The following is a 23201-nucleotide window of genomic DNA, read 5'->3' as shown; positions in this document are numbered from 1 at the left end:
TTTTGTTAAGACAGAACGGAGAATAACGATGAAACCACTAATTGGTATATGCGCTAACTATTTATCGGACGACGCAGTTGGAATTTCAGCAGGTATCGGTGCAAAAAATCAGGAATGGCAGTTGCTGGCAGATGATTATATAGTAGCTATTGAAAGAGCTGGAGGAGTTCCAGTTATTTTGCCTATCACAGAAGATATAGAGACTTTGACTCCACTACTTCAAAAGTTGGACGGGATATTATTTTCTGGAGGCTCTGATATAGATCCCTATTTCTATGAAGAATATCCGAAGTTTGGCTTAGGAGCTATTGAGCCAAAAAGGGATGTACATGAAGTTAGGCTAGCTAGAAAGGTTTTATCGGAAATGACTATTCCGGTACTTGGCATTTGCCGTGGAATGCAGTTACTCACGGTAGCAACAGGAGGCAAACTTTATCAGGATTTAGCATCCCAAAAACCAGACGGGATCAACCACTCCGTACCGAAATCAATTAGACATCATGGATTTCATCCAGTTCGAATTGAAATTAGCTCTATATTATATGATATTTTTCAAGGTGAGGAGCTGAGAGTAAATAGTTTCCATCACCAAGCAGTAAAAGAGCTAGGTAAAGGTTTTAAAGCGACGATGATTGCTCCTGATGGAATTATAGAAGGAATGGAATGGGAAGAGCCAAACCGATTTGTTGTAGCAGTTCAATGGCACCCCGAAATGATGGAAGCACAAGTGGATACTGTACGTCCGATTTTTAATGCTCTTATAGAGGCAAGTAAAATGACTGGTGTGGCTATCGAACTACTCCCATCTGCAGAGACAATAGCATAATGATTGATTGAAGAAATCCTTCCTATGTCAAACTATATTGACGATGGAAGGTTTTTTCTACTTCTAATAGAATATTCTCGCAGTACATATTGTAACTTTCCATCTTTAATTCAGGATATTTTTTGATCAAAGAAGGTAATAAATTTGTATTTATATATGAAGGTTTACACTTTTTTTCATCCGCATAAAATGGATAAGAGCTATACGGGTAACTCTCTAATTTCCCTAAAATCGTTCGTTGTGTATAAAGATGATTTTGATGTATATACTTGCTCACTTTTAATAACTCCTTCGGATCAGAAATCATATTAGTGTAATATCTAGTTTCATATAATTGGTCAACGAATTTATACTTACGCTTAAAGTAATTGGAGTATTGTTGATTGATAAAAATCAACACTTCAGAAAGCGGCGCTCGAGGAGAACGTATAAGTAAATGATAGTGATTGTTCACTAAACTATAAGCAATAATCGTAAACGAGTAAATTGAATTTGCTTGCCCAAGGGTATGAGTAAAGAACTTGAAATCTCCTTTATTTATAAAAATACGTTGTTTGTTATTACCGCGCATCGTAATATGATAAAAAATTTCGGGTTGCCAAACCTTTCGGATATTTCCCATAGGAACTTCGCCTCCTCGTTATTGACAACACCATATATTAAAATAGTGTAAACAACAATTGTCACAATTCATTATTATAAACAACAATTCCATTCCTAATTCAAAAACTCTTTCGAAATTTAGCTTTGCCTCGATAATTGCTTTCAAAATAAAATTTTATTCGAAAGTATTTTTAACTATATTACAGAGTTGGATAAGTTTTTTCCTATTAAACTCTTATTTAGAAACTGCTCTATTGTATGATAAAATAGGGAAAAAGGAGTGTTTCCATGAAGGACAAGGTGTTAATTGTAGAAGATGAAAAAAATATTGCTCGTGTTCTTCAGTTAGAACTAGAGTTCGAGGGATACGCTGTAGATATTGCATATACAGGAATAGATGGTTTGATCAAATATAGAGAGCAAAAATGGGATTTAGTTTTACTTGACTTAATGCTTCCTGGTTTAAATGGGTTGGATGTATTAAGAAGGATTCGTGCTACGGAGGATGAAACACCTGTAATTTTGTTAACGGCAAAAAATAATACAGAAGATAAAGTAACTGGTTTGGATCTTGGCGCGAATGATTATATAACTAAACCCTTTGAAATTGAGGAATTACTAGCTCGCGTACGTTCGGCAATTCGTTTTGCTAAATCACCCACAACAGTGCCTGTTCATGACGAAAATGTACATATGTTTGAGTCGCTTTTATTGAACGAGCAAACACGTGAAATTACTAATGCTGGAGTGTCTATTAATCTGACACCTCGAGAATATGATTTATTGTTATATATGATGAAGCACCCTAACCAAGTGTTGACACGAGAGCAGCTCTTAGATGCTGTATGGGGGTTCGATTATTATGGGGATACGAATGTTGTAGATGTTTATATACGTTATGTTCGCAAAAAGTTAGAAGAAAACCAGCAATCATCTCTTATACAAACGGTACGCGGTGTCGGATATGTGTTGAAGGAGCAAAAGAATGAATCTTAAAACGAAAATACATCTATTTTCTACCTTATTAACGCTTATAATTATGGGGTTAATGAATATAGGTGTATATTTTTTATTTGAAGAAATGGCCTTTGATACGGAATACACTCAGCTTAACTCGGATGTCGATGAGATGATTGGAGCATTAAGTAAGATGCAAAAAGAAGATGATCCTGCCACAATCTTACGCACATATTTACCGCCTAGTGGAGGAATAAGGGTCTTAGATAGTAAAGGAGAGTTACAATTAGTTGTTCAAACAATGGAAGAAATGACGTCCTACCAACCTCATTTTGATGTGGGTGAACCGTACTCTGTAGGGACGCTTGAGGGTACACCTGTTTTAACGATAAATAAACCTGTTATTTGGTCTAACGGGGAAGTAGTAGAAGTACAGATGATGAAACAATTATTAGATGTAGGAAATAATTTAGATTTCCTTCGTCTTATTTTAGTTGGCGTCACGATAACTGGAATGTTATTAATGACCGCTTCAAGTATAACATTAGGGAAAATTATTACAAAACCGATCAATAAATTAATAAATACTATGTCTCATAGTAGAATTTCTGGAAAATATGAAAAGATAGCAGTTCGACCGAATAGGAAAGACGAAATGGCTCAAATGGGTATAGCTTTTAATGAAATGATGGAACAGCTAGAGCAAAATTATAAAAAACAGGAGCAGTTCGTATCTAATGCTTCGCACGAATTAAAAACTCCATTAACTGTTATAGAAAGCTACGCAAAACTCCTATCTCGGCATGGATTTAGTGATATCGAAATTGCGGAAGAATCAGTACGTGCCATCATTAATGAAACGAGCAGAATGAAAGAAATGGTGTCTCAAATGCTAGTTCTAGCAAATAGTAACGGAAAACAAAAACATCGTTATGAAATGGTTGAAGTGCAAACATTAATCGAAGAAACATTACGATCAATGCGAATTGCTTACGATCGGAAGTTCTTATTAAAAGGTGAGGGTCCTTTTTATGTGAATACTGATACAGAGCAATTGAGACAGTTGCTTTTTATCATTTTAGATAACGCACGAAAATATAGCGAAAAAGAAATCAAGACAACTATCTCAGAAAATGAGGAAGGAACAACTATCTCGATCGTGGATTATGGTGATGGTATCCCCAAAAAAGACTTGGATCGCATTTTTGATCGTTTTTATCGTGTGGACGAAGCTCGAAACCGCAAAACGGGAGGCACTGGACTTGGGATGGCTATTGCAAAAGATATTGCAGATCGACTTTCAGCCAAAATAACAATTGAAAGTACGGTAGGATTTGGTACAACCATCCATATTTTTCTTCCTTCTAATCAAATTCTCATCGATTTTTAATGTTCGTCACTTAAGATGAATTGGAGGGGGGATGCGTGAATGAGGTTTGCAAAAAAGAACAATTTTGTATTCGTAGGTATTGCAACATTCGGTATAATAGTAATATTTACAGCCAATATCATTGACGATAATCATATACCTATAACAGAAAACAACGTCCGCTCCCAACTTGAGCAAATGTATGATGCAGAAGTAGCAGAAGTGAAAAAAAATGAAGATGTCTACGAGGCAATTATCGCGAAGAGTGGACAAGTGTATTTGGTGGAAATGAATGCCGCCACTGGTGATGTTAATTCGTTAGAACACACAGATGAGTTCCTCATACAAGAAGTCCCATTTACAAGTAAAGAAATAACCAATGAGATAGTAGATAATAGTCCAACAAAAAATCCGTCCACAGATGAAAAAGTGAAAAATAAAGTAATTCCCTCTAGTGGAGCTTCTAAATTGGTTGTCGCAGAAAAACCAAAAGAATCCTCCGAGAAAGTAAAAGTTGTTGAAAATCCAAAAGACACGGAAATTAAAACAAAGAAAGATACCTCTTCTAAAAAAGAGGAAAAAGTAGAAGAGAAACCTACTAAAAAAGTCAATAAAGATTCTTTCAAAGACGTGTTAAATAAAGAAGAAAACAAAACAGAAACGGCTATTAAAGAAAAGAAAAAAGTAGAAGAAGTAAAAAAAGAAGAAATAGCAAAAGCAGAAGTTTCTAAAGCAGCAATTGAATCCGATCCAATTAAGATAGAACCTGAGAAGATAGAAGTTTTAAAGTCAGAAACAGCAATAGCAGATTCGCCCAAAACAGAAACAGCTGAAGTTCCTAAATCTGAAGAATCGCAATCCTCCAAAGAGACTAGCTCAATTAAATCAGAGGAAAAGAAAGAGGATGCAGAGAAAAACGCCACTGTTCTTATTACTGCGGAAGAGGCTATTAAGCTAGCGCTTGCATCTCAAAAAGGAGTATTGGAAAGTAATACCTTTATTCGAACAGATGAAGGTGGCTATTACCTAGTTGTTCTGGGAATAGAATCATCAAAAGAGAAGAAAACAAAAGCAACTGTGCAAGTACATGCGATATCCGGAAAAGTACTATCGATTACTTGGGAGTAAATACTCTCATCAAATTCTAATTTAACTCTCCAGAAATTCTCATTTACTTTCTATATGATAGAAATAACAAATGAATATTGCAAAAGAATAGTAAACAGGGGAACTATATTAGGGCAACCAACCTTAAATTTCGTATTACTATCTAAATAGTCACGTAAATGAATAAACCTTACTCTATACATTCCCCGTAGAGTGAGGTTTTTATAATTTGGATTCATAACTTGTACTAATAATATTTAGCATAAAAAATCGCACTTTCCATTTAGGAGAGTGCGTTTTTTTAATAGATAGGTCTCTAGTTATCCATAAATGCACTAACCTGATCCTAAAAGTAGTAGAAGGGCGGCAAACAGACGAACGCCATAAAATTACCGAAAAAAGAGATGCTAGTCGTGACATCAGTCACGACCAGCATCTCCAAAGAACAATCAGTAATAAGTATAGCAACAAGTCTGTTCAAAGCACTTGGAAAACGATAGAAACAGGTTTCGAAACTTAAAGGACTAGGCTTTTTTTGCCCGGTTTTCCTTAGTGATTATTTACGTTTGTTCCGTTTTGTTAAACGACCAAGTGCAAATGCACCAGCAGCAAGACCGATCATTGTATTCGTGTTTTTATTGAAAACTTGTTTTACAACTAAGTTCATATTGGCTGGACGCTCTGCTAGGCGACGCATGAAATAGCCATACCAGTCTTGACCAAATGGAACATACGTGCAGAAGTTATAGCCTTCTTTTGCAAGCTGAAGCTGCATTTCTGTGCGGAAACCGTATAACATTTGGAATTCAAATTTATCATAAGGAATATTATTGTCTTTGATGAACTGTTTAATATGGTTAATCACATTATGATCATGTGTAGCGATAGAAGTGAATTTACCATTTAATAAATGCCATTCTATTAACTCGACATAGTTTTTGTCAATTTCTTCCTTTGTCTGGTAAGCATATTCAACAGGCTCCTTATAAGCCCCTTTTACGATACGTAGACGGAAGTTCTTGTACTTTTGAATATCTTCAACTGCACGATAGAAGTATGCTTGAATAACAGTTCCAACGTTATCATATTCTTTTGAAAGCTCGTCCAAAATATCAAAAGATGGTTGTAAATGCTTGTTGGATTCCATGTCAATATTGATGAATGTACCATATTTATGTGCGATTTCTACAATTTCTTTTAAGTTATTTAAAGCGAACTCATAGTCAATATCTAAACCAAGCTGTGATGGTTTTAAAGATATATGTGCATCTACTTGATGTTCCTCGATTGCTTCGATTACTGCGATAATTTGTGCTTTGGCAGCTAATGCTTCTTCTTTTTCGAAAACAAATTCACCTAAATTATCTACTGTACAAGAGATACCCATTGCGTTGAGCTTTTTAATACTTTCAATTGTTTCCTCAATGTTTGTTCCAGCAACAACATGCTGTGCACCCATTTTTAAACCATATCTTTTTGCCGCACCATTTAGTACTTGATTCTCCGACAAAGCCATAAAAATATCTTTTAACATTGTAATGCTCCTATCTCTGTTTGGATGCCTAAATTATATCATAAATTTCTACATAATATATAACCCTGTAACAGAAGACTTCTGTTTTGTCATATTGTATCAAGTGAAAGGTTTCAATTGTAACATTTTGTATTCTAACATGTGAAACACTAAAGTAGATACGTTAGAACTAGTCTTCTTCTTAAAATACTATTGTACCCAACATATAACATTAAATTACTTTCATATTCGGCTAGAAACCAAATCTATACCATTCGGTACTTCTAAAACGGTCATCTTCCATATTTCCGGGGAAATGATATCCTCCTCGTAAAGTATACAAAAACCATGGATTTTCATTTTTTATCCTTTAGTTCACAATATCATTTAACTTAATATGTCTCAGCTTTTAAAACAAATAAAAAAGCCCTACAAAAGTAGGGGGAATTATTGCGGACCGGACTCCTCTTTCTCCATATCCATTGGTGAAACAGGTGCTCCCTCCGAAATCATATGAAGGGAAGCTTGTATATCTGGGTCATTTCTATAAGCCATTTCTTCTGGTTCAACTGGATTTGGTTTAATAGAAAATTTCCTCCTCATACCCTTTCTATTATTATATTATTCAAAAATAAAATATGACATGAAACATTAAAAAATTATTTTAAATAGCAAAATCGCTGTAAAAATAAAATCTTATATCGAAAAGGTCGTAGAAATGCCATAGTCTTATTTAATGATGAATTCCGACAATTGAATTAACTTGATAAGTGGATACAATAAAGGAAATGAAAGGAGTAGGTAAGCTATGACTGTTGAATATCTAGTTCAAATAATGAATCGGAGTATACAAAAAGTAGAAGAAACAGTTGACCAGGTAGAACGTCATACACATATGTCAAAGGCAGATCAGCATCAAATTATGCAAGCAGTTTTAGAGTTAAGTGACCGGATAAAAATACTTGAAATGCATGTAGAGATAAACAAACGGAAAACGATTCACTAAAATATTCGCGCATGAGTATCATATAGATTGACATACTACTAAATATGATGTAAATTACCAAATGGACGAACATTTCAGTTCATTTGATAATAAATATTCGTATTTGGGAGTGTTAATGATGGAAAATGTATTCGATTATGAAGATATTCAATTAATTCCGGCAAAATGTGTGGTTAATAGTAGATCGGAATGTGATACTACAGTCAAACTTGGGGGACATACATTTAAATTGCCAGTAGTCCCTGCTAATATGCAGACAATTATAGATGAAAATATTGCAAATTATTTAGCTGAAAATGGTTATTTTTATATTATGCACCGCTTTGAACCACAAAAACGTATTGCGTTTATCAAGAGTATGCAGTCACGTGGCTTAATTGCCTCTATTAGCGTGGGTGTCAAAGAGGAAGAGTACGCTTTTGTAGAGCAGTTGGCGGAAGAGAACCTTGTACCTGAATTCATTACAATAGATATTGCACATGGTCATTCTAATGCAGTAATTGATATGATTAAACACCTTAAAAAACATTTACCGGAGAGCTTTGTCATCGCTGGTAACGTAGGTACTCCAGAAGCAGTGAGAGAGCTAGAAAATGCTGGAGCGGATGCAACAAAAGTTGGTATCGGACCAGGGAAAGTGTGTATCACGAAGATTAAAACAGGATTTGGAACTGGTGGATGGCAACTTGCGGCACTACGCTGGTGTGCAAAAGCAGCTAGTAAGCCTATAATTGCAGACGGTGGAATCCGTACACATGGTGATATTGCGAAGTCCGTTCGCTTCGGGGCTTCCATGGTTATGATTGGATCTCTATTTGCAGGACATGAAGAATCTCCTGGTGTTACAGTCGAGAAGGATGGTAAACAATATAAAGAATATTTTGGGTCAGCATCTGAATTCCAAAAAGGTGAAAAGAAAAACGTTGAAGGTAAAAAAATGTTTGTGGAATATAAAGGACCACTAGAAGATACTTTGAGAGAAATGGAACAAGATTTACAGTCCTCTATTTCTTATTCAGGTGGAAATAAATTAGAATCGATTCGTAATGTAGATTATGTAATTGTAAAAAACTCTATTTTCAACGGAGATAAAGTTTACTAAATATTTGTGTTATTTAGGACTCCCAAATGCTACAATAAAGGTGTTATTTAACATTTGAATAATAACATTATTTTAAAAAGAGGAGTGTTCTAAATGGCTATAGATGTATACCTTACTTTTAACGGGAATTGTCGAGAAGCTGCGGAATTTTATGCGGAAGTATTTAAGACAGAAAAACCAGAAATTATGACATTTGGTGAATCGCCACAAAACCCGGATTATGTATTGCCTGACGAAGCAAAAGATTTAGTTCTACACACTCGCTTAAATATTAATGGTAGCAATGTAATGTTCTCTGATACATTTCCAGGATCTCCGTTTATAGCAGGAAATAATATCAGTTTAGCTTTTGTAAGTAAAGAAGAAGAAGTGGTTAAATCCGCATTTAATGCACTAAAAGAGGGCGGTAAAGTAAGCATGGATCTCCAAGAAACGTTTTGGAGTAAATGTTACGGATCATTAAGAGACAAATTCGGTATCGAATGGCAATTTAGCCACGAAACCGATCAAATGCCACAATAATATTAAGGAATAGTTTTTCCAACTAGGTAACGTGTGGTCAGCCCTTAATATTGAGAGAATGACTTCAAACCTTTCGAGAAGCAGAAATATTGTGCGCTCAATAATATTGCGAATAGCTTATCATAAATTGCTAGTATGTATCCGTAAGCGAGTAGTAGTTTGAAGAAGATACTTAGTCATAAAGAAAAGTCGGAGATGCAATGGTGAAGTGTGAATGGTTTCAAGAAAATTATAGATGATAAGAAATCCAACGAGTAACACTCTCGTTGGATTTTTTTTATTCATAAGAGTTATTGTAAAAGAAAAAATATTGTAATTAGTTAGAAAGTTGTTTACAATTAAAATAATTAAGAAATGAAATGCCGTTCCATATATTGAAACGATGAGGGGTGACTAAATGATTTCGGAAGTTATGAATGTAGAGAATCTTCAAGTCGGGATAAAGGATAATGATGAAGATATTGCGATTGTAAACGGCATCAGCTTTCGGCTAAAAAAAGCCGAAACTTTGGGAATTGTCGGAGAATCAGGGTGTGGTAAAAGTATGACATCACTTTCTTTAATGGGATTACTTCCTCCAGGAGTCGAGTGGCAAAATGGGGATGTCCAAGTAGGGGATCTACACTTTAAGCAATTTAAAAACAAAGATTGGAGAAAGGTTCGTGGGAAAAAGATATCGATGATATTCCAAGAACCAATGAGTTCTTTGAATCCGGTATATACAATAGGTAGACAAATTGTAGAAATGATTTTGAGTCATGAGTCTATTTCAAAAAAGGAAGCTAAAACTCGTGCTATAGAAATGTTAAAGCTAGTTGGAATACCTAGACCGGAGCAAGTAATAAATGAGTATCCGCATCAGCTATCCGGAGGAATGAGGCAGCGTATTATGATTGCCATCGCTTTAGCATGCAATCCGGAAATACTAATCGCAGACGAACCGACTACAGCACTAGATGTTACGATTCAAGCGCAAATTTTAGAATTAATGAAAGGCTTACAAGATAAATTACATATGTCTATTGTATTGATCACACATGATTTGGGGGTAGTTTCCGAAATGTGTGACCGAGTAATAGTGATGTATGCCGGTGAAATAGTTGAAGAAGCAGATGTTGTGAACTTATTTGATTCACCTAAACATCCTTATACAAAAGGACTAATGGAATCGCTACCAGATGTTGCAGTACAAAAGGAATATTTATCTTCTATACCAGGAGTTGTACCGGCTCCAGGAAGTATGCCATCAGGATGTCGCTTTGCACCAAGATGTAGTAAAGCACATGACAGATGTTCAACGCAGCCACCACTTTTTACAACGGTAGATAATACCCGTGTTCAATGTTGGTTGTATGATTCGGAAACGACAGCTGAGGTGATTAATAATGAACATTGAAGATGCAATATTAAAAGTGGAGAATTTAAAGAAGTATTTTCCCATTAAAGGTGGGGTATTTGGTAAAAAAACACTTCAGCAAGTAAAAGCCGTTGATGATATTTCATTTGTAGTAAGACGCGGAGAAACTTTTGGAATCGTTGGAGAATCAGGATGTGGAAAAAGTACAGTCGGTCGAACGATTTTAAGATTGTTAGAGCCGACTGGGGGATCTGTCTTTTTTGAAGGGACAGACCTTGCTTCACTTGATCAAAACAAAATGAGGTTAATGAGAAAAGATATACAGATTGTTTTTCAAGACCCATTCGCTTCTTTGAACCCTCGAATGAGAGTTTTTGACATAATTGAGGAACCACTTATTAACTTTGGAATTACTAATAAGGAAGAAAGAGAAAGAAGAGTATTAGAGGTAGCCGATCAAGTGGGGCTAACGATTAGGCAACTGAAACGTCTTCCTCATGAATTTTCGGGTGGACAAAGACAAAGGATTGGCATTGCTAGAGCATTGGTATCTAAGCCTAAGCTTATTATCGCAGATGAACCTGTCTCAGCATTAGATGTATCCATTCAATCTCAAGTATTAAATTTAATGAGGGATTTACAAAAAGAATTTGGTTTAACTTACATTTTCATCTCCCATGATTTAAGTGTTGTCAAACATTTCTGTGACAGAATAGGAGTTATGTATTTAGGGAAAATGGTTGAAATTGCAGATAGAGATGATTTATATGATAATCCAAACCACCCATACTCTACTGCATTACTATCAGCACTTCCAAGTTCGCATCCATTGCAAAAAAAGGAAAGGATTATTCTAAAGGGAGATGTTCCTAGTCCTGCCAATCCGCCGTCGGGTTGTACTTTTCATCCTAGATGTTTTGCTTGTATGGATGTTTGTAAAACAGTAAAGCCAGTTCTATCAGAGTCGGAAAATAACCATTTTGTATCCTGCCATTTACACCAACCGAAAGATGTGGTGAATCTATGAGTAAAACAATAGAAAAAGGTTTTCAATTACTAGACCTGTTTACAGAAGAAAAACCTTTTTGGCGCTTAGATGAAATATCTGCGTACACTCAAATACCTAAACCAACCGTCCATCGATTACTGAAGACTTTTGTCGACTATGGCCTTTTACAACGATCAGAAATAGAGAAAAACGGGGTATTAGTAGAAGGGGATACTTACTCTTTAGGACTTAAACTTATGTATTTGGGAAGTATCGTTTCGAGTAACTTGGAAATTCGTAATATATCACTACCTTATATGAAAATATTGCAATCAAAATTTAATGAGGCAGTCCAATTAGTTTCAAGAGATAAGGACGAAGGTGTTTATATTGAAAAAGTGGAGAGTACAAGACCTGTCCGTTTATATACGAAAACGGGTAGAAGAGCTCCACTATATGCAGGGGCTTGCACACGAATCTTATTATCTTTTTTGCCAGATGAAGAAATTGCCGATATTTTAAAGCGACCAATGACTTTTTATGCAAGTCAAACTCCACAAAAAGTAGAGGACGTGTGGTCTTTTATTCATGAAACCAGAAAAACTGGCTACGCTTACAGTGATTCAGAACTAGAAGAAGGAACGGTGTCTATTGCTGCTCCAATTTTTAATCGATTAAAGGAAGTTGAGTTTTCTATAAGTATCGCAGGGTTTTCTACTTCCTTACCGAGAGAAAAGGTGAAAGATTTCCTAGTTCCTCTTTGGGAAACGGCAGAAACCATTTCCAAAAAAATAGGTTACACGAATCCATATCCATATGGATTTTCAAATATTGAAAAACATTAAGGGGATGAAGAAATGAAGAAAACATTACAACCTAGGCTAATTGCTGTAATGGCAGTATTAATGTTAATTTTAGCGGCATGTTCAAATGGTGGGAGTAAATCTACCGAGGGGGATACAAAATCTTCTTCTGGGGAAAATCCAGCTGCAAGTCGCGGAAATGAAATAGTTGTAGGAATATCTGGTGATCCACAAAGTTGGGATCCAATTGATACATTTTTATTAGACTGGAGTTCAGTAGCAAGCTCAGTATTTGAAGGGCTTGTAGATCGTACACTTGATCTAGAACTAGTCCCAGGATTAGCGGAAAAATGGGAATACAAGGATGATAAAACGATTGTCTTCACACTTCGTCAAGGAGTTCAGTTTCACAATGGTGAACCATTTAATGCAGATGCGGTTAAATATACTTTCGATCGACTATTAGGTGATGAAGGAAAAAAAGGTCCTCAATATTCTAACTATAGTTCAATAGAATCTGTGGAAGTAAACGATGAATACACAATAACAATGCATATGAGTACTGCAGACCCAGTGTTATTAACGAAACTTTCTGGCTACGGTGCAGTGATTGTTCCACCGAAATATATTGAAGAAAACGGGGACGAACATTTTAATAATAACCCAGTAGGAACAGGTCCATTTAAAATGACTGGCTATAAACGAGATCAAGAGGTTGTCCTAGAAAAGAGTGAAAACTATTGGAAAGAAGGACTTCCAAAATTAGATGGGATAACTTTTAAAGTAATCCCTGAAGCTTCTACTCGTTTGGCAGAATTGCAAACTGGAAAAATCGATGTAATGAAACGTGTTGAAGTAGCTCAAGCAGAAACAGTAAAAAGCACGGATTTCTTAGAGCTTAAAGAAGTAGGAACACCAACTGTATACTCTTTAAGATTTGATACAGCAAAAGAACCTCTTGGGGACGTAAGAGTACGTCAAGCACTTAATTATGCTATTAATAAAGAAGAAATTATTAGTGAAATACTGGGTGGATATGGAAAACCGATTAGTACATACCAAAGTGAGTTGTCATTTGGTAATAATCCAGATTTAAAACCTTATCCATATGATCCTGAAAAAGCAAAAGAATTATTAAAAGAAGCAGGAGTCGCAGAAGGAACATCACTAGACTTATTCATCCCTGGTACAGATGGGAACTTTAAAGAAATTGCCCAAGCAGTTTCGTTCTATTTAGAAGAAGTTGGGTTGAAACTTAATATTAATAGTGTTGATAGTACAACTTTAACATCTGATCTTATTCCAAAAGGAGATGCAGGTCATATGTATCGCCAAGGATGGGGTGGCTGGACGTTAGACTTTGATAATACTGCATACTTGATGTATCACGAAGGGGAGCAATGGAACCCATCCTTTAAAGATGAAAAAGTAGAAGAATTATTAGCAGCTGAGCGTGCAACGGTTGATCAAGAAAAGCGTGAAGCAATTTTCCTTGAATTAACAGAAGTGTTATATGAACTAGCACCCGAAGTAAATCTTTATCAAGCAGTAGATTTATATGCAGTGAATAAACGTCTTAAAAATTTCCAACCACCTAATGAAGACCGCATGCGCTTTGAAGAGGTAACGGTTGAATAAAAGTAATGTTAAAGAGGATAGTATGAACATCTCATACTATCCCTTTCTTTTAAAAGATACGGAGGAATAAATATGTTAACTTATGTTATTCGAAGATTATTCCATACTATAATGGTTATATTTGTAATCTCACTCATTGTTTTCTTTTCCATCCGTTTAACAGGTGATCCTGTGTCCGTTATGTTTAGTGCAGGGGAACCATCAAAAGAGGCTATTGAAGAGGTAACAAAAAACTTAGGCTTGGATAAGCCGTTGTACATACAGTATGGATTATTTTTGAAGGGGCTGTTGACGCTGGATTTTGGAGAATCCTTTAGAAGCGGAATGCCCGTTACTGATTTAATAGTAGAAAAAATTGGTGCAACATTAGCACTTGCACTAGGTGGAATTGTAGTAGCAATTCTTATAGCATTTCCTGTAGGGATACTATCGGCAGTAAAAAGAGGAACATCTGTAGATTTTTTTGGAAGGATTTTCTCCTTAATTGGCATCTCCTTTCCAAACTTTTGGTTGGGGATTATGTTGATTCTAGTATTTGCAGTTACCTTGCAGTGGCTGCCGTCTTCAGGTTTTGATGGTTTTTCATCTTTAATCCTCCCATCTATTACATTAGGAATGATTTTGTCGGGAATTTTAGCCAGATTGGTTCGATCATCTATGCTTGAAGTGTTGAATCAACAATATATATCAACCGCAAAGTCAAAAGGGATAAGTACATGGTCTGTTATTATACAGCATGCATTTAGAAATGCATTATTACCGACGATTACTTTTTTAGGGTTACAATTTGGTTCACTACTAGGTGGAACCGTTATAGTAGAGCAAGTTTTTTCGTGGCCGGGAGTTGGTAGATTGATAATAGATGCAATCAATCAACGGGATTACCCAGTCATTCAGGGGGGCGTAATATTTTTAGCAATCATTATGGTTGTTGTTAATTTACTCGTAGATTTAAGTTATTCCATAATTGACCCACGTATTAAAACGGGAAAGGGGAGTCATTAATGGCATTAGTATCAAAAGAAGATTCATTAGCCCTACCTAAAAAATCTGTTTGGAAGAGTTTCTTGAAATTTATCAAAAAAAATCCAGCAGGCTTTATCGGAATTATACTAGTTGCGATTAGTGTTGGATGTGCTATTTTTGCACCTTGGCTAACGGCTTTTGACCCAGGAAAAGCCAGTTTAGGATCTAGATTAGATCCACCATCTTGGGCGGATCCAACTGGCGAATCTATCTATTTTTTAGGTGCAGATCAATTAGGAAGAGATTTATTTACTAGAATTTTATACGGAGCGAGAATCTCTTTAATGGTAGGTTTTTTTGGAGTACTAATTTCGCTTGTTATTGGAACTATTCTAGGGTTGGTTTCAGGATATTTCGGCAAATGGTTAGATGATTTTATAATGCGTGTTGCAGATATTCAGCTAGCATTCCCATTTATTTTGTTTGCTATTGTTGTAATGAGTATATTAGGTACGGGTATTTGGAAAATAATTATTATTTTAGGTTTAACCTATTGGGTAGGTTTTGCGAGACTTATTCGGGGGCAAGTAATTGCGCTAAAGGAGCAAGAATTTGTTCATGCCGCTAGAGCAATTGGTGGGACGAATTTCACAATTATTAGGAAACATATTTTACCAAATGTTCTTTCTTCAATCTTTGTTTTAGGTACGATGTATATTGCCGAGTTTATATTACTAGAAGCTTCCTTGACATTTCTAGGGCTAGGTGTTGACCCTACGATTCCTTCATGGGGAGGAATGCTTGCAGATAGCCGTAATTATATAACTACAGCCTGGTGGACATCCGTATTCCCAGGGGTTGCTGTTATGTTAACGGTTTTAGGATTCAATCTGTTAGGTGATTGGTTGCGTGATCGGTTTGATCCAAATATGAAAATGTAGGTGGTGCTGAATCTGGAAAGTCTACAAAAAATCTGGACTCTAGATGGGATATTTATAGACAAAAATAACGATAATGTAATAGATGGCATTTCTCTATTTGTAGATTTGCCATTAGGGTTAATGCCTGACGGATTATTAGACTTCTTTGCAAGAGTAGGCTTTGAAACTACTGCATTATCGTATAACTTCTTTGAATACAATGATCAAAAAGTAAAGATGATATTTAAAGAAAATCTGGAATCTAGTTATATTGCTTATGACAAACGAATAATAACTGTCCATTATGAGAATGAAATGGAATGTTCAAAATTATTATCAAAGCTTTCAACTGTTGGCGTAAATAATGATTTTCATGTAGATGCACAGCATTCTGTCATTAAATCTATTCATAGTTTAGCGGAAATTTGGAGCTTTTCGGGATTTGGAGCTGATAACGAAGCATCGCCTAATCAAACACTTAGTTTAAATATAGATATACACCCTAGTATGAAAAAGAGAGAAATTTTCATAGAATTTTGTCATTTTGTTGCGAGAACAGCTTTGTATTGTACAGAAATCAAACTTCCTGTTACGAATAATCTTACCGCAAGTATTGGAATAACGGTACAAGCAGGTGATGAAACAAAATTAAAGCTTATAAAAGCAAATAAGCTAAAACTAGAGGGAACTATAAATGAAGTAGCATCAGCACTAAAATGGTTGAACTATCAAAAAAACTGGAGTGAAGAAGGAACTTTTGGTTACTGGGAACAGCAAATTCAATTCGATGAAAAGAAGCCCTCTAAGCTACTTTTGGAAGAGGAATGGGAAGATGTATCAGAAATAGAATTGGTCCATAAAGTATTAAGAGATTCTACCTTATTGGATGGTGATGAAATCGAAGTCTTTATATCTGAACCGATATATATCCGAGATCAACTGAAGCGAGATATACAGGTGTCTTATCCGCAATTGAATAAGGTAAAAGTCTATTCTGCTTTTAAAACAGGATTTCAATGGGTTCGTGAAGAAATACTACCAGACATTACAAAAGACGTGATTGAAGTAAAAATTTATGCAAAAAAAGAGGATAATCATGGTGGATTAGAGTTGCCGATAAGATGGATACAAGAAATGTATCCTATTGACGTATATCTTGAAAAACATACACATTTACAGGCAGATGATATAACTTTTTATATAGAAGATAATTTAGAACATACATTTAATGTTTTCGGGATAAAAGAGGATGGAACGATCATTCAACTGGGAAGTTTAAATATTCCAGTCGTACAAATTCCTTATGTAGAAGAAGGGAAATTTGCGTATCCGAATACAGGAGCTGTTCGTATTAATAGAACAGATAGTAAGGTTGAAACTCACTTAATCCCGACTGATCGAGAACGCTTTTATTTGTATTATATTAATGAGTTTCTCCCTAGAATGACAAATCAACTAAAATACATAAACGATGGACAAGGTGTGAATAGACCATTGTTCGATCGTATTGTGTTAGACGTGTGGATGAGTGAACAAGAAGAGAAATTGTTTATAGATGAAGAACGTATCTCTTCAATGGAAGCACTTTATGAGGATTTATACTTTAATACACTAGACTATTTTTCAGAATGGGGAAAAAGAAAACAAGGTATTTCATTGGATGCACCAGGTGGAATTTATCCGTTTATGCATGTTAGCGAGGGCAGAAAGCCGAGATCGAGAATCCAAGTATTTGAATGGGTTGATTATATTCCTTCGATTAAAAAAACTACTGAACTTCATTTTAATCATGCATGCGATGAAATAACGGCGATTGTTGAATCAAACGAAGCACTTGTTTCTTGTAATGTAGAAACATTTAAAGCAAATATAAATTGGGCATCATGTGAACTAAGTAATTTTATTAAAGAAAATAAAGAACTACGTATTGCATACCCGGATCATTCTTATTATGGTGACAATATTCCTATCATCGAGTGTTTCATGCCATCATGGGAAACGTTTGATGCGGCTTTGAAACTTACACTATTCAAAAAGACAATCGTAATTGAAGCTGGTCATCATGCAAATGAAGTATCAAGCACACCGGCAGTTTTACGCCTAGTGAAAGATTTGTCCAGTAATACCGACTACTTAAAAGAAATGAATATCATTGTTATTCCTTTAGCAAATGTTGACGGAAACTATTTACTTTCTAAAATGATTATCGAGCATCCGGAATGGAAGCATCATGCGGCCCGTTATAATGCTGTTGGTTTGGAGTTTGCATATGTTAAGTATCAACAAACTATTTTTGGAGAAGCGAATATTTTACCGCAAGTCATGAGGAAATGGGCTCCTGATATCGTTGTAGACAATCATGGAATTCCCTCACATGAGTGGGTTCAACCTTTTGCAGGATATAATAGTCCACCAAGATTTCCTGTTTCTTATTTTTTACCGAGTGCGAAAATTTACGGGATTGGCCGGATTTCACAAGAAGTGAATGAAAAACGACTAGCAGAAAATCTTGAAACAATTGTACAATCGATTAATAAAAAATTTGAAGCTACATCTATTGCAGCAGAAAATGCTTATTGGAAATCACGTTTTATTAAATATGGGCATGCATGGTTACCCGATATATTTCCGATTGAAGAAGCATCATCTATAAACTTTTACCGTCAGCAAAGTGTCACACCAACCTATCCAACTGTTAGTATTCTTCGCTATCCAGAATGGGTGGCTGCGGACATTATATCAGAGGCGGCAGACGAGGTTGTGTATGGAACAGAGTTAGAAAGCTGTATGGAATCCCAATATCTTTTTAATAGTGGAATAATAGATGCACTAAAAAATAGTAGGACAGAAACGTTTCAAGAATCATTACGAAAATATCGAATACGCCCACTAATCTTACAAATGGAGGAGAAATTATGAAAAAGCTACTGTTAACTGGATTTGAACCATTTTTAAACTATACAGTCAATCCTACGATGAAAATAGTGGAGGAATTAGATGGATCAGCCATAGGGGAATATGAACTTATCGGAAAAATAATGACGGTAGATTTTAAAACATCTGGACAACAATTAGTAAAGTTACTAACAGAAATCCAACCAGATGTACATATTTCACTTGGGCTAGCTGCAGGTCGATATAAAATAACACCAGAACGAATTGCGATTAACATAAAAGATGGCGATGCTGATAACGAAGGAAATAAACCAGTGGATGAATCGATACAAGAAACTGGGGAAGCAGGATATTTATCAACGCTGCCAATTCGTAAAATAGTGAACAAACTTATTGAAAATGGTTTGCCTGCTGAAATATCAAATAGTGCTGGTACTTATATATGTAATAATGTCATGTATGAAGGTTTGCATTATGTTAAAACAACGAATAGTGAGATGCTTTCGGGATTTATTCATATTCCGGCCTCACATGAACTCGCTATTCAGCACGGGAAAATTCCGAGTTGGTCTCATGCTGACTTGAAGCAAAGTATTGTAATATGTATCGAAGTGTTAGAAGAGTATGGAAAATAATTTGCCTGAAGTTTGGAGAACGGGAGAGCGAACACTTCGATTTAGTTTTGGCGAAGTAATTAGCGCTGAAATTTATAAATCTGTTCATACATTCACTGAATTTTTGAATGCTAATTGGAAGCATTTTATAGAGGAAATAGTTCCTAGCTATCATACGGTTACCGTATTTTTTTATAAGTCATCTATTCTAGATAAGTTAAATATGGAAAAACTTCTTGCAAAATGGAGAAGCTATAAAATAGATTGCATTATTTCTTCTGCAAGACAAGTTACTATTCCAGTCTGTTATGAAGAGCCATATTGCGAAGATTTAACGAGGATGCAGAGATTAATAGGAAGAGCGAAGGATGAAATAATCCATTTACACTCACAAAAAATATACACGGTGTATATGATTGGTTTTCTACCAGGATTTCCATACTTAGGTGATTTGGATCCTAAATTATTTGTGCCTCGACTTGATAAGCCAAGGCTAAAAGTACCAAAAGGTACTATTGGCATTGGAGGAAACCAAACGGGTATTTATCCAATTGAATCACCGGGTGGTTGGAATATTATCGGCAGAACCCCTTTAGAAATTTTTTCGATAAAGCGGAGTAATCCCTTCTCCCTAAAAGCGGGAGACCGTTTAAAGTTTACTCCTGTGACTAATGCGGAATATGAAGAAATAGAGAGGGAAATGAAAAATGACTGGCATACAATTGACGGTTTCATAGAAGAGGTGGATATATGAGAATTGATTTGAATGCGGATGTAGGGGAAAGTTTTGGTAACTATAATATTGGGGATGATGTTGCACTTTTTAAAGTAATTACTTCGGCAAATATTGCATGTGGGTTTCATGCAGGGGATTTCTCCGTGATGAACAAGACAATTCAAACTGCAAAAGAAAATCATCTTTCTATAGGAGCGCATCCTGGTTTTCCCGATATACAAGGATTTGGTAGAAGAAATATTAGTATGAGCCCATCGGAAATTTACGAAATGATTGTTTATCAAATAGGTGCTTTACAAGCATTTTGTCATATTAATCATGTAGAACTCTCCCATGTGAAGCCACATGGAGCTTTATACAACGCATCAGCAGATGATGTAAAGATAGCAAATGCAATAGCGAAGGCTGTTTTTGATACGGTCCCGAACGCTGTACTTTTTGGAATTTGCAATAGCGAATTACTAAAGGCTGGAACTAATATAGGGCTGAAAACTGCTGGAGAAGCTTTTGCAGATCGAAAATATGATGCTAAAGGTCGACTTGTTCATCGGAGTCAATCAGATGCTTTACTTACTGAATTCGAAGATATCATGAAGCAAGTAGAAAATATCGTAATAAGAAAACAAGTAGCAACAATTACTGGAGAAATAATCAAAATAAGCGCAGACACACTTTGTTTTCATGGTGATGGAAATAATGTTGTAGAAATTGTACAGAAAATCAGAAAAAAACTGGAAGCAAAAAATGTAAAGGTTGCTCCTCTGGAGATGTTCTAATGAAACAATTATTTCGTGTACATAAAGAAGGTGTATATGCGTCTTTGCAAGACAAAGGAAGAATAGGATATCGTGCATTTGGAATGCCAGTTGCGGGTCCAATGGATACCTATGCTTTTAGATTAGGAAATGAAATTATTGGAAATCCTCCTAATGCTGCAGCAATAGAATTATTTTTAGGGGGACTTTCCCTAGAGGTTTTAGCGACACATACAATAGTGATTAGTGGAGCGGATCTTCATGCAGAAATAGATGGTAGGCAAGTACCCTTATGGAAATCTATAACCGTTAGTAAAGGTCAAACATTATCTTTTGTTAAACCAGTGCAAGGGAGCATTGCATATATTTTTGCGTTAGGTGGATTCGATTCAGAAACAATTATGGGAAGTAATTCTGCCTACTTAAGGGCAGGTATAGGGAATATTTTAAAAAAAGAAACTGTTTTATCGGTTCCTAATCTACCGCAAATGAAGCTAAAGCGTGGATTGATCGCTTTAGAAGTACCTACATATAATCAGGAAGTGGAAGTTGCTGTTTGGAGAAGTCCACATCTTTCATTGTTTAAAGAAGACAGCATCCATACGTTTTTTCACTCAGAATATACATATAGAGGGGGAGATCGAATGGGATACTATTTCAATGGCCCAGAACTCCACTTTATAGGCAAGAGTGATATTTTATCTGAAGCAACTCAATTTGGAACAATTCAAGTACCATCAAACGGACAACCTGTAATATTAATGGCTGATGCCCAAACAGTCGGCGGCTATGCAACGATTGGCAAAGTAGCGGATTCGGATTTGTGGAAAATAGCTCAATTAAGAGTTGGTGGAAAACTCACTTTTAAATTGTTAGAAAACGAGAAAGAGTTTCCGAAATTGTATCAATAGCACTGAAAAATGTTTTTAAAAATAGTAATTCCTTTTCAGAAAAGATAGGGTACTTCATGAGCAAGAAGTACCTGATTGCTTTGACTGGACAGGTTATCGCTATAAAATTACCGATAAAAGAGAGGATGATTGTGACGACAGTCATGATTATCCTCTTTAAAAATCACACAGTAATGATATAGCAGCAAGTCTGTCCAGAGCAACCGACAAAGATGAAACCAGTTTGACCCTTTAAGGGTTGTGTTTTTCTTATTGTCTTATTTTCTGGTTTCTAAATAATCCAAAAAGTAATGATAAACCTAGCCTCTTTAAAGTATACTTACATATAAACATTCTAGAAAATTAATAGAAGGAAGAGATTAAACGATGAATATACGAATAAATCCTCGAGCGGAATCCTTGAAAATTCCTGGAACTCGACAATTTTCCAATCAATTAGTTCATTACCCAGATGCCATTAATTTGACGATTGGTCAACCAGATTTTCCAACACCTACTTCAGTAAAAGAAGCAGGTATTCGAGCAATCGAACAAAATTTAACAGGGTATTCGCATAATGCGGGGCTTCTAGAGTTAAGAAATGCTGTGAACTCTTTTTTCTCCGATAAATATGGTTTTTCATATGATATCCAAAATGAAATAATCATAACTAATGGTGCTAGCGAAGCGATAGATGCAGTATTTCGAACAATTTTAGAAGAAGGAGACGAGGTTATCTTGCCGGCTCCAACTTATTCAGGTTATGTGCCAGTAATTGAACTTTGCGGAGCCAAAGTGGTGTATTTAGATACGACTGACACTAATTTTCAGCCTTCTGCAGAAAGACTTGCGAGCTTGATTACGGATAAAACAAAGGCGATGTTTTTCAATAATCCTTCTAATCCAACTGGCGTTGTCCTAACAAAAGAGACGATGGATGGATTAGTAGATGTTATAAAAGAAAAGAATTTATTCGTCCTAACAGATGAAATATATAGCGAGAATACATTCTCTGGCAAGCACCATTCCTTTGCTAGCTACAAGGAAATTCGCGATAAATTATTTTATATCCACGGTGTATCCAAGTCGCATTCAATGACCGGATGGCGGATTGGCTTCTTGATGGGACCGGCGAATGTAATGGAGCATGTAGTTAAGGTGCATGCCTTTAACACAATTTGTGCATCACTACCAGCTCAATATGCAGCAATTGAGGCATTAACAAATGCAAAAGATACGCCAAGTGAAATGAACTTAGAATATGTGAAAAGACGTGACTTTGTATATAGTCGTTTAATAGAGATGGGGATGATAGTAGAAAAGCCAAATGGAGCTTTTTATATTTTCCCTGACATAAGAAAATACGGATTGAATTCTTTTGATTTTGCTACGAAGCTATTACAGGAGGGTGGAGTGGCTGTCGTTCCTGGAAGTGCGTTTACGGAGTATGGGGAAGGTTTCATACGCATTTCCTATGCTTATAGCATGTCTGTACTAGAAAAAGGATTAAATAGACTAGAGGAATTCCTCCTTACATTAAACAAATAATAATTTCTAAGACACTAGACAAGTTTGTTTAGTGTCTTATTTTTAAATTACACTTGAAGTTTACGTTAACGTAAATGATATGCTCA

22 protein-coding genes are annotated in these 23201 nt (G+C 35.7%); 19 read left to right on the top strand and 3 right to left on the bottom strand.

The features are described from left to right. Positions 1-28: 28 nt before the first annotated feature. On the top strand, positions 29-826 hold the full coding sequence (locus tag MKY37_RS05145; protein WP_340774498.1) for a gamma-glutamyl-gamma-aminobutyrate hydrolase family protein: 798 nt from the start codon (positions 29-31) through the stop codon (positions 824-826). A gap of 22 nt (positions 827-848) precedes the next feature. Here the strand turns inward: MKY37_RS05145 and MKY37_RS05140 are convergent, their stop codons facing one another. Next, entirely contained in the window at positions 849-1448 is a 600-nt protein-coding gene (locus MKY37_RS05140; RefSeq protein WP_340774496.1) for a transposase, read from the bottom strand. A 269-nt stretch (positions 1449-1717) separates the two neighbouring features. Here MKY37_RS05140 and MKY37_RS05135 point away from each other — a divergent pair, with 269 nt between their 5' ends. The 3 genes from MKY37_RS05135 to MKY37_RS05125 are packed head-to-tail and all read left to right on the top strand — an operon-like array spanning position 1718 to position 4883. Next, entirely contained in the window at positions 1718-2425 is a 708-nt protein-coding gene (locus MKY37_RS05135) for a response regulator transcription factor (RefSeq protein ID WP_340774493.1), read from the top strand. Beyond that, complete coding sequence (locus MKY37_RS05130) at positions 2415-3776, top strand: sensor histidine kinase (RefSeq protein WP_340774491.1); 1362 nt, start codon at positions 2415-2417, stop codon at positions 3774-3776. Before MKY37_RS05135 ends, MKY37_RS05130 begins: the two co-directional genes overlap by 11 nt. 39 nt (positions 3777-3815) lie before the next feature. After that, positions 3816-4883 (top strand): PepSY domain-containing protein, encoded by a 1068-nt coding sequence (locus MKY37_RS05125; RefSeq protein WP_340774488.1) that lies wholly within the window; start codon positions 3816-3818, stop codon positions 4881-4883. 535 nt (positions 4884-5418) lie between these two features. Here the strand turns inward: MKY37_RS05125 and MKY37_RS05120 are convergent. After that, complete coding sequence (locus MKY37_RS05120; protein WP_340774484.1) at positions 5419-6396, bottom strand: proline dehydrogenase family protein; 978 nt, start codon at positions 6394-6396, stop codon at positions 5419-5421. A 426-nt stretch (positions 6397-6822) separates the two neighbouring features. Next, on the bottom strand, positions 6823-6978 hold the full coding sequence (locus tag MKY37_RS05115; RefSeq protein WP_340774482.1) for a hypothetical protein: 156 nt from the start codon (positions 6976-6978) through the stop codon (positions 6823-6825). A gap of 205 nt (positions 6979-7183) precedes the next feature. Between MKY37_RS05115 and MKY37_RS05110 the strand changes: the two genes are divergently transcribed. From MKY37_RS05110 to MKY37_RS05040, 15 genes are all read left to right on the top strand, one after another. Then, a complete protein-coding gene (locus MKY37_RS05110; RefSeq protein WP_340774480.1) occupies positions 7184-7381 on the top strand; it encodes a hypothetical protein in 198 nt (65 codons plus the stop codon). Between the two features lie 118 nt (positions 7382-7499). Then, complete coding sequence (guaC, locus tag MKY37_RS05105) at positions 7500-8483, top strand: GMP reductase (protein ID WP_340774478.1); 984 nt, start codon at positions 7500-7502, stop codon at positions 8481-8483. A 93-nt stretch (positions 8484-8576) separates the two neighbouring features. Next, the gene (locus tag MKY37_RS05100) at positions 8577-9005 is read left to right on the top strand and encodes a VOC family protein (protein ID WP_340774476.1); all 429 of its coding nucleotides are present in this window, start codon (positions 8577-8579) and stop codon (positions 9003-9005) included. Positions 9006-9402: 397 nt separating this feature from the next. Beyond that, positions 9403-10401 carry an ABC transporter ATP-binding protein gene (locus tag MKY37_RS05095; protein ID WP_340774474.1) on the top strand — a complete coding sequence of 333 codons (999 nt, stop codon included), beginning with the start codon at positions 9403-9405 and terminating at the stop codon, positions 10399-10401. Beyond that, complete coding sequence (locus MKY37_RS05090; RefSeq protein ID WP_445323018.1) at positions 10391-11389, top strand: ABC transporter ATP-binding protein; 999 nt, start codon at positions 10391-10393, stop codon at positions 11387-11389. Before MKY37_RS05095 ends, MKY37_RS05090 begins: the two co-directional genes overlap by 11 nt. After that, complete coding sequence (locus MKY37_RS05085; protein ID WP_340774472.1) at positions 11386-12195, top strand: IclR family transcriptional regulator; 810 nt, start codon at positions 11386-11388, stop codon at positions 12193-12195. The genes MKY37_RS05090 and MKY37_RS05085 overlap by 4 nt, the downstream gene beginning before the upstream one ends. A 12-nt stretch (positions 12196-12207) precedes the next feature. Then, positions 12208-13791: an ABC transporter substrate-binding protein gene (locus tag MKY37_RS05080; protein ID WP_340774470.1), complete on the top strand. Its 1584-nt coding sequence runs from the start codon at positions 12208-12210 to the stop codon at positions 13789-13791. A gap of 72 nt (positions 13792-13863) precedes the next feature. Further along, a complete protein-coding gene (nikB, locus tag MKY37_RS05075) occupies positions 13864-14796 on the top strand; it encodes a nickel ABC transporter permease (RefSeq protein ID WP_340774468.1) in 933 nt (310 codons plus the stop codon). After that, entirely contained in the window at positions 14796-15698 is a 903-nt protein-coding gene (locus MKY37_RS05070; RefSeq protein WP_340774466.1) for an ABC transporter permease, read from the top strand. Before nikB ends, MKY37_RS05070 begins: the two co-directional genes overlap by 1 nt. 3 nt (positions 15699-15701) lie before the next feature. After that, positions 15702-18596 (top strand): M14 family metallopeptidase, encoded by a 2895-nt coding sequence (locus MKY37_RS05065; protein ID WP_340774463.1) that lies wholly within the window; start codon positions 15702-15704, stop codon positions 18594-18596. Beyond that, complete coding sequence (gene pcp / locus MKY37_RS05060) at positions 18593-19207, top strand: pyroglutamyl-peptidase I (RefSeq protein ID WP_340774461.1); 615 nt, start codon at positions 18593-18595, stop codon at positions 19205-19207. Before MKY37_RS05065 ends, pcp begins: the two co-directional genes overlap by 4 nt. Beyond that, positions 19197-19940, top strand: coding sequence for a 5-oxoprolinase subunit PxpB (gene pxpB, locus MKY37_RS05055; RefSeq protein ID WP_340774459.1), 744 nt, complete (start codon positions 19197-19199; stop codon positions 19938-19940). The genes pcp and pxpB overlap by 11 nt, the downstream gene beginning before the upstream one ends. Further along, entirely contained in the window at positions 19937-20698 is a 762-nt protein-coding gene (locus tag MKY37_RS05050; protein ID WP_340774458.1) for a LamB/YcsF family protein, read from the top strand. Before pxpB ends, MKY37_RS05050 begins: the two co-directional genes overlap by 4 nt. Then, entirely contained in the window at positions 20698-21588 is an 891-nt protein-coding gene (locus MKY37_RS05045; RefSeq protein ID WP_340774457.1) for a 5-oxoprolinase subunit C family protein, read from the top strand. The genes MKY37_RS05050 and MKY37_RS05045 overlap by 1 nt, the downstream gene beginning before the upstream one ends. 366 nt (positions 21589-21954) lie before the next feature. Then, entirely contained in the window at positions 21955-23115 is a 1161-nt protein-coding gene (locus MKY37_RS05040; protein ID WP_340774455.1) for an aminotransferase class I/II-fold pyridoxal phosphate-dependent enzyme, read from the top strand. The last annotated feature ends 86 nt before the right edge of the window (positions 23116-23201 follow it).

The sequence above is a fragment of the Psychrobacillus sp. FSL K6-2836 genome (assembly GCF_038003085.1).
Classification (GTDB): domain Bacteria; phylum Bacillota; class Bacilli; order Bacillales_A; family Planococcaceae; genus Psychrobacillus.
This window is presented reverse-complemented; position numbering and strand designations above follow the sequence as displayed.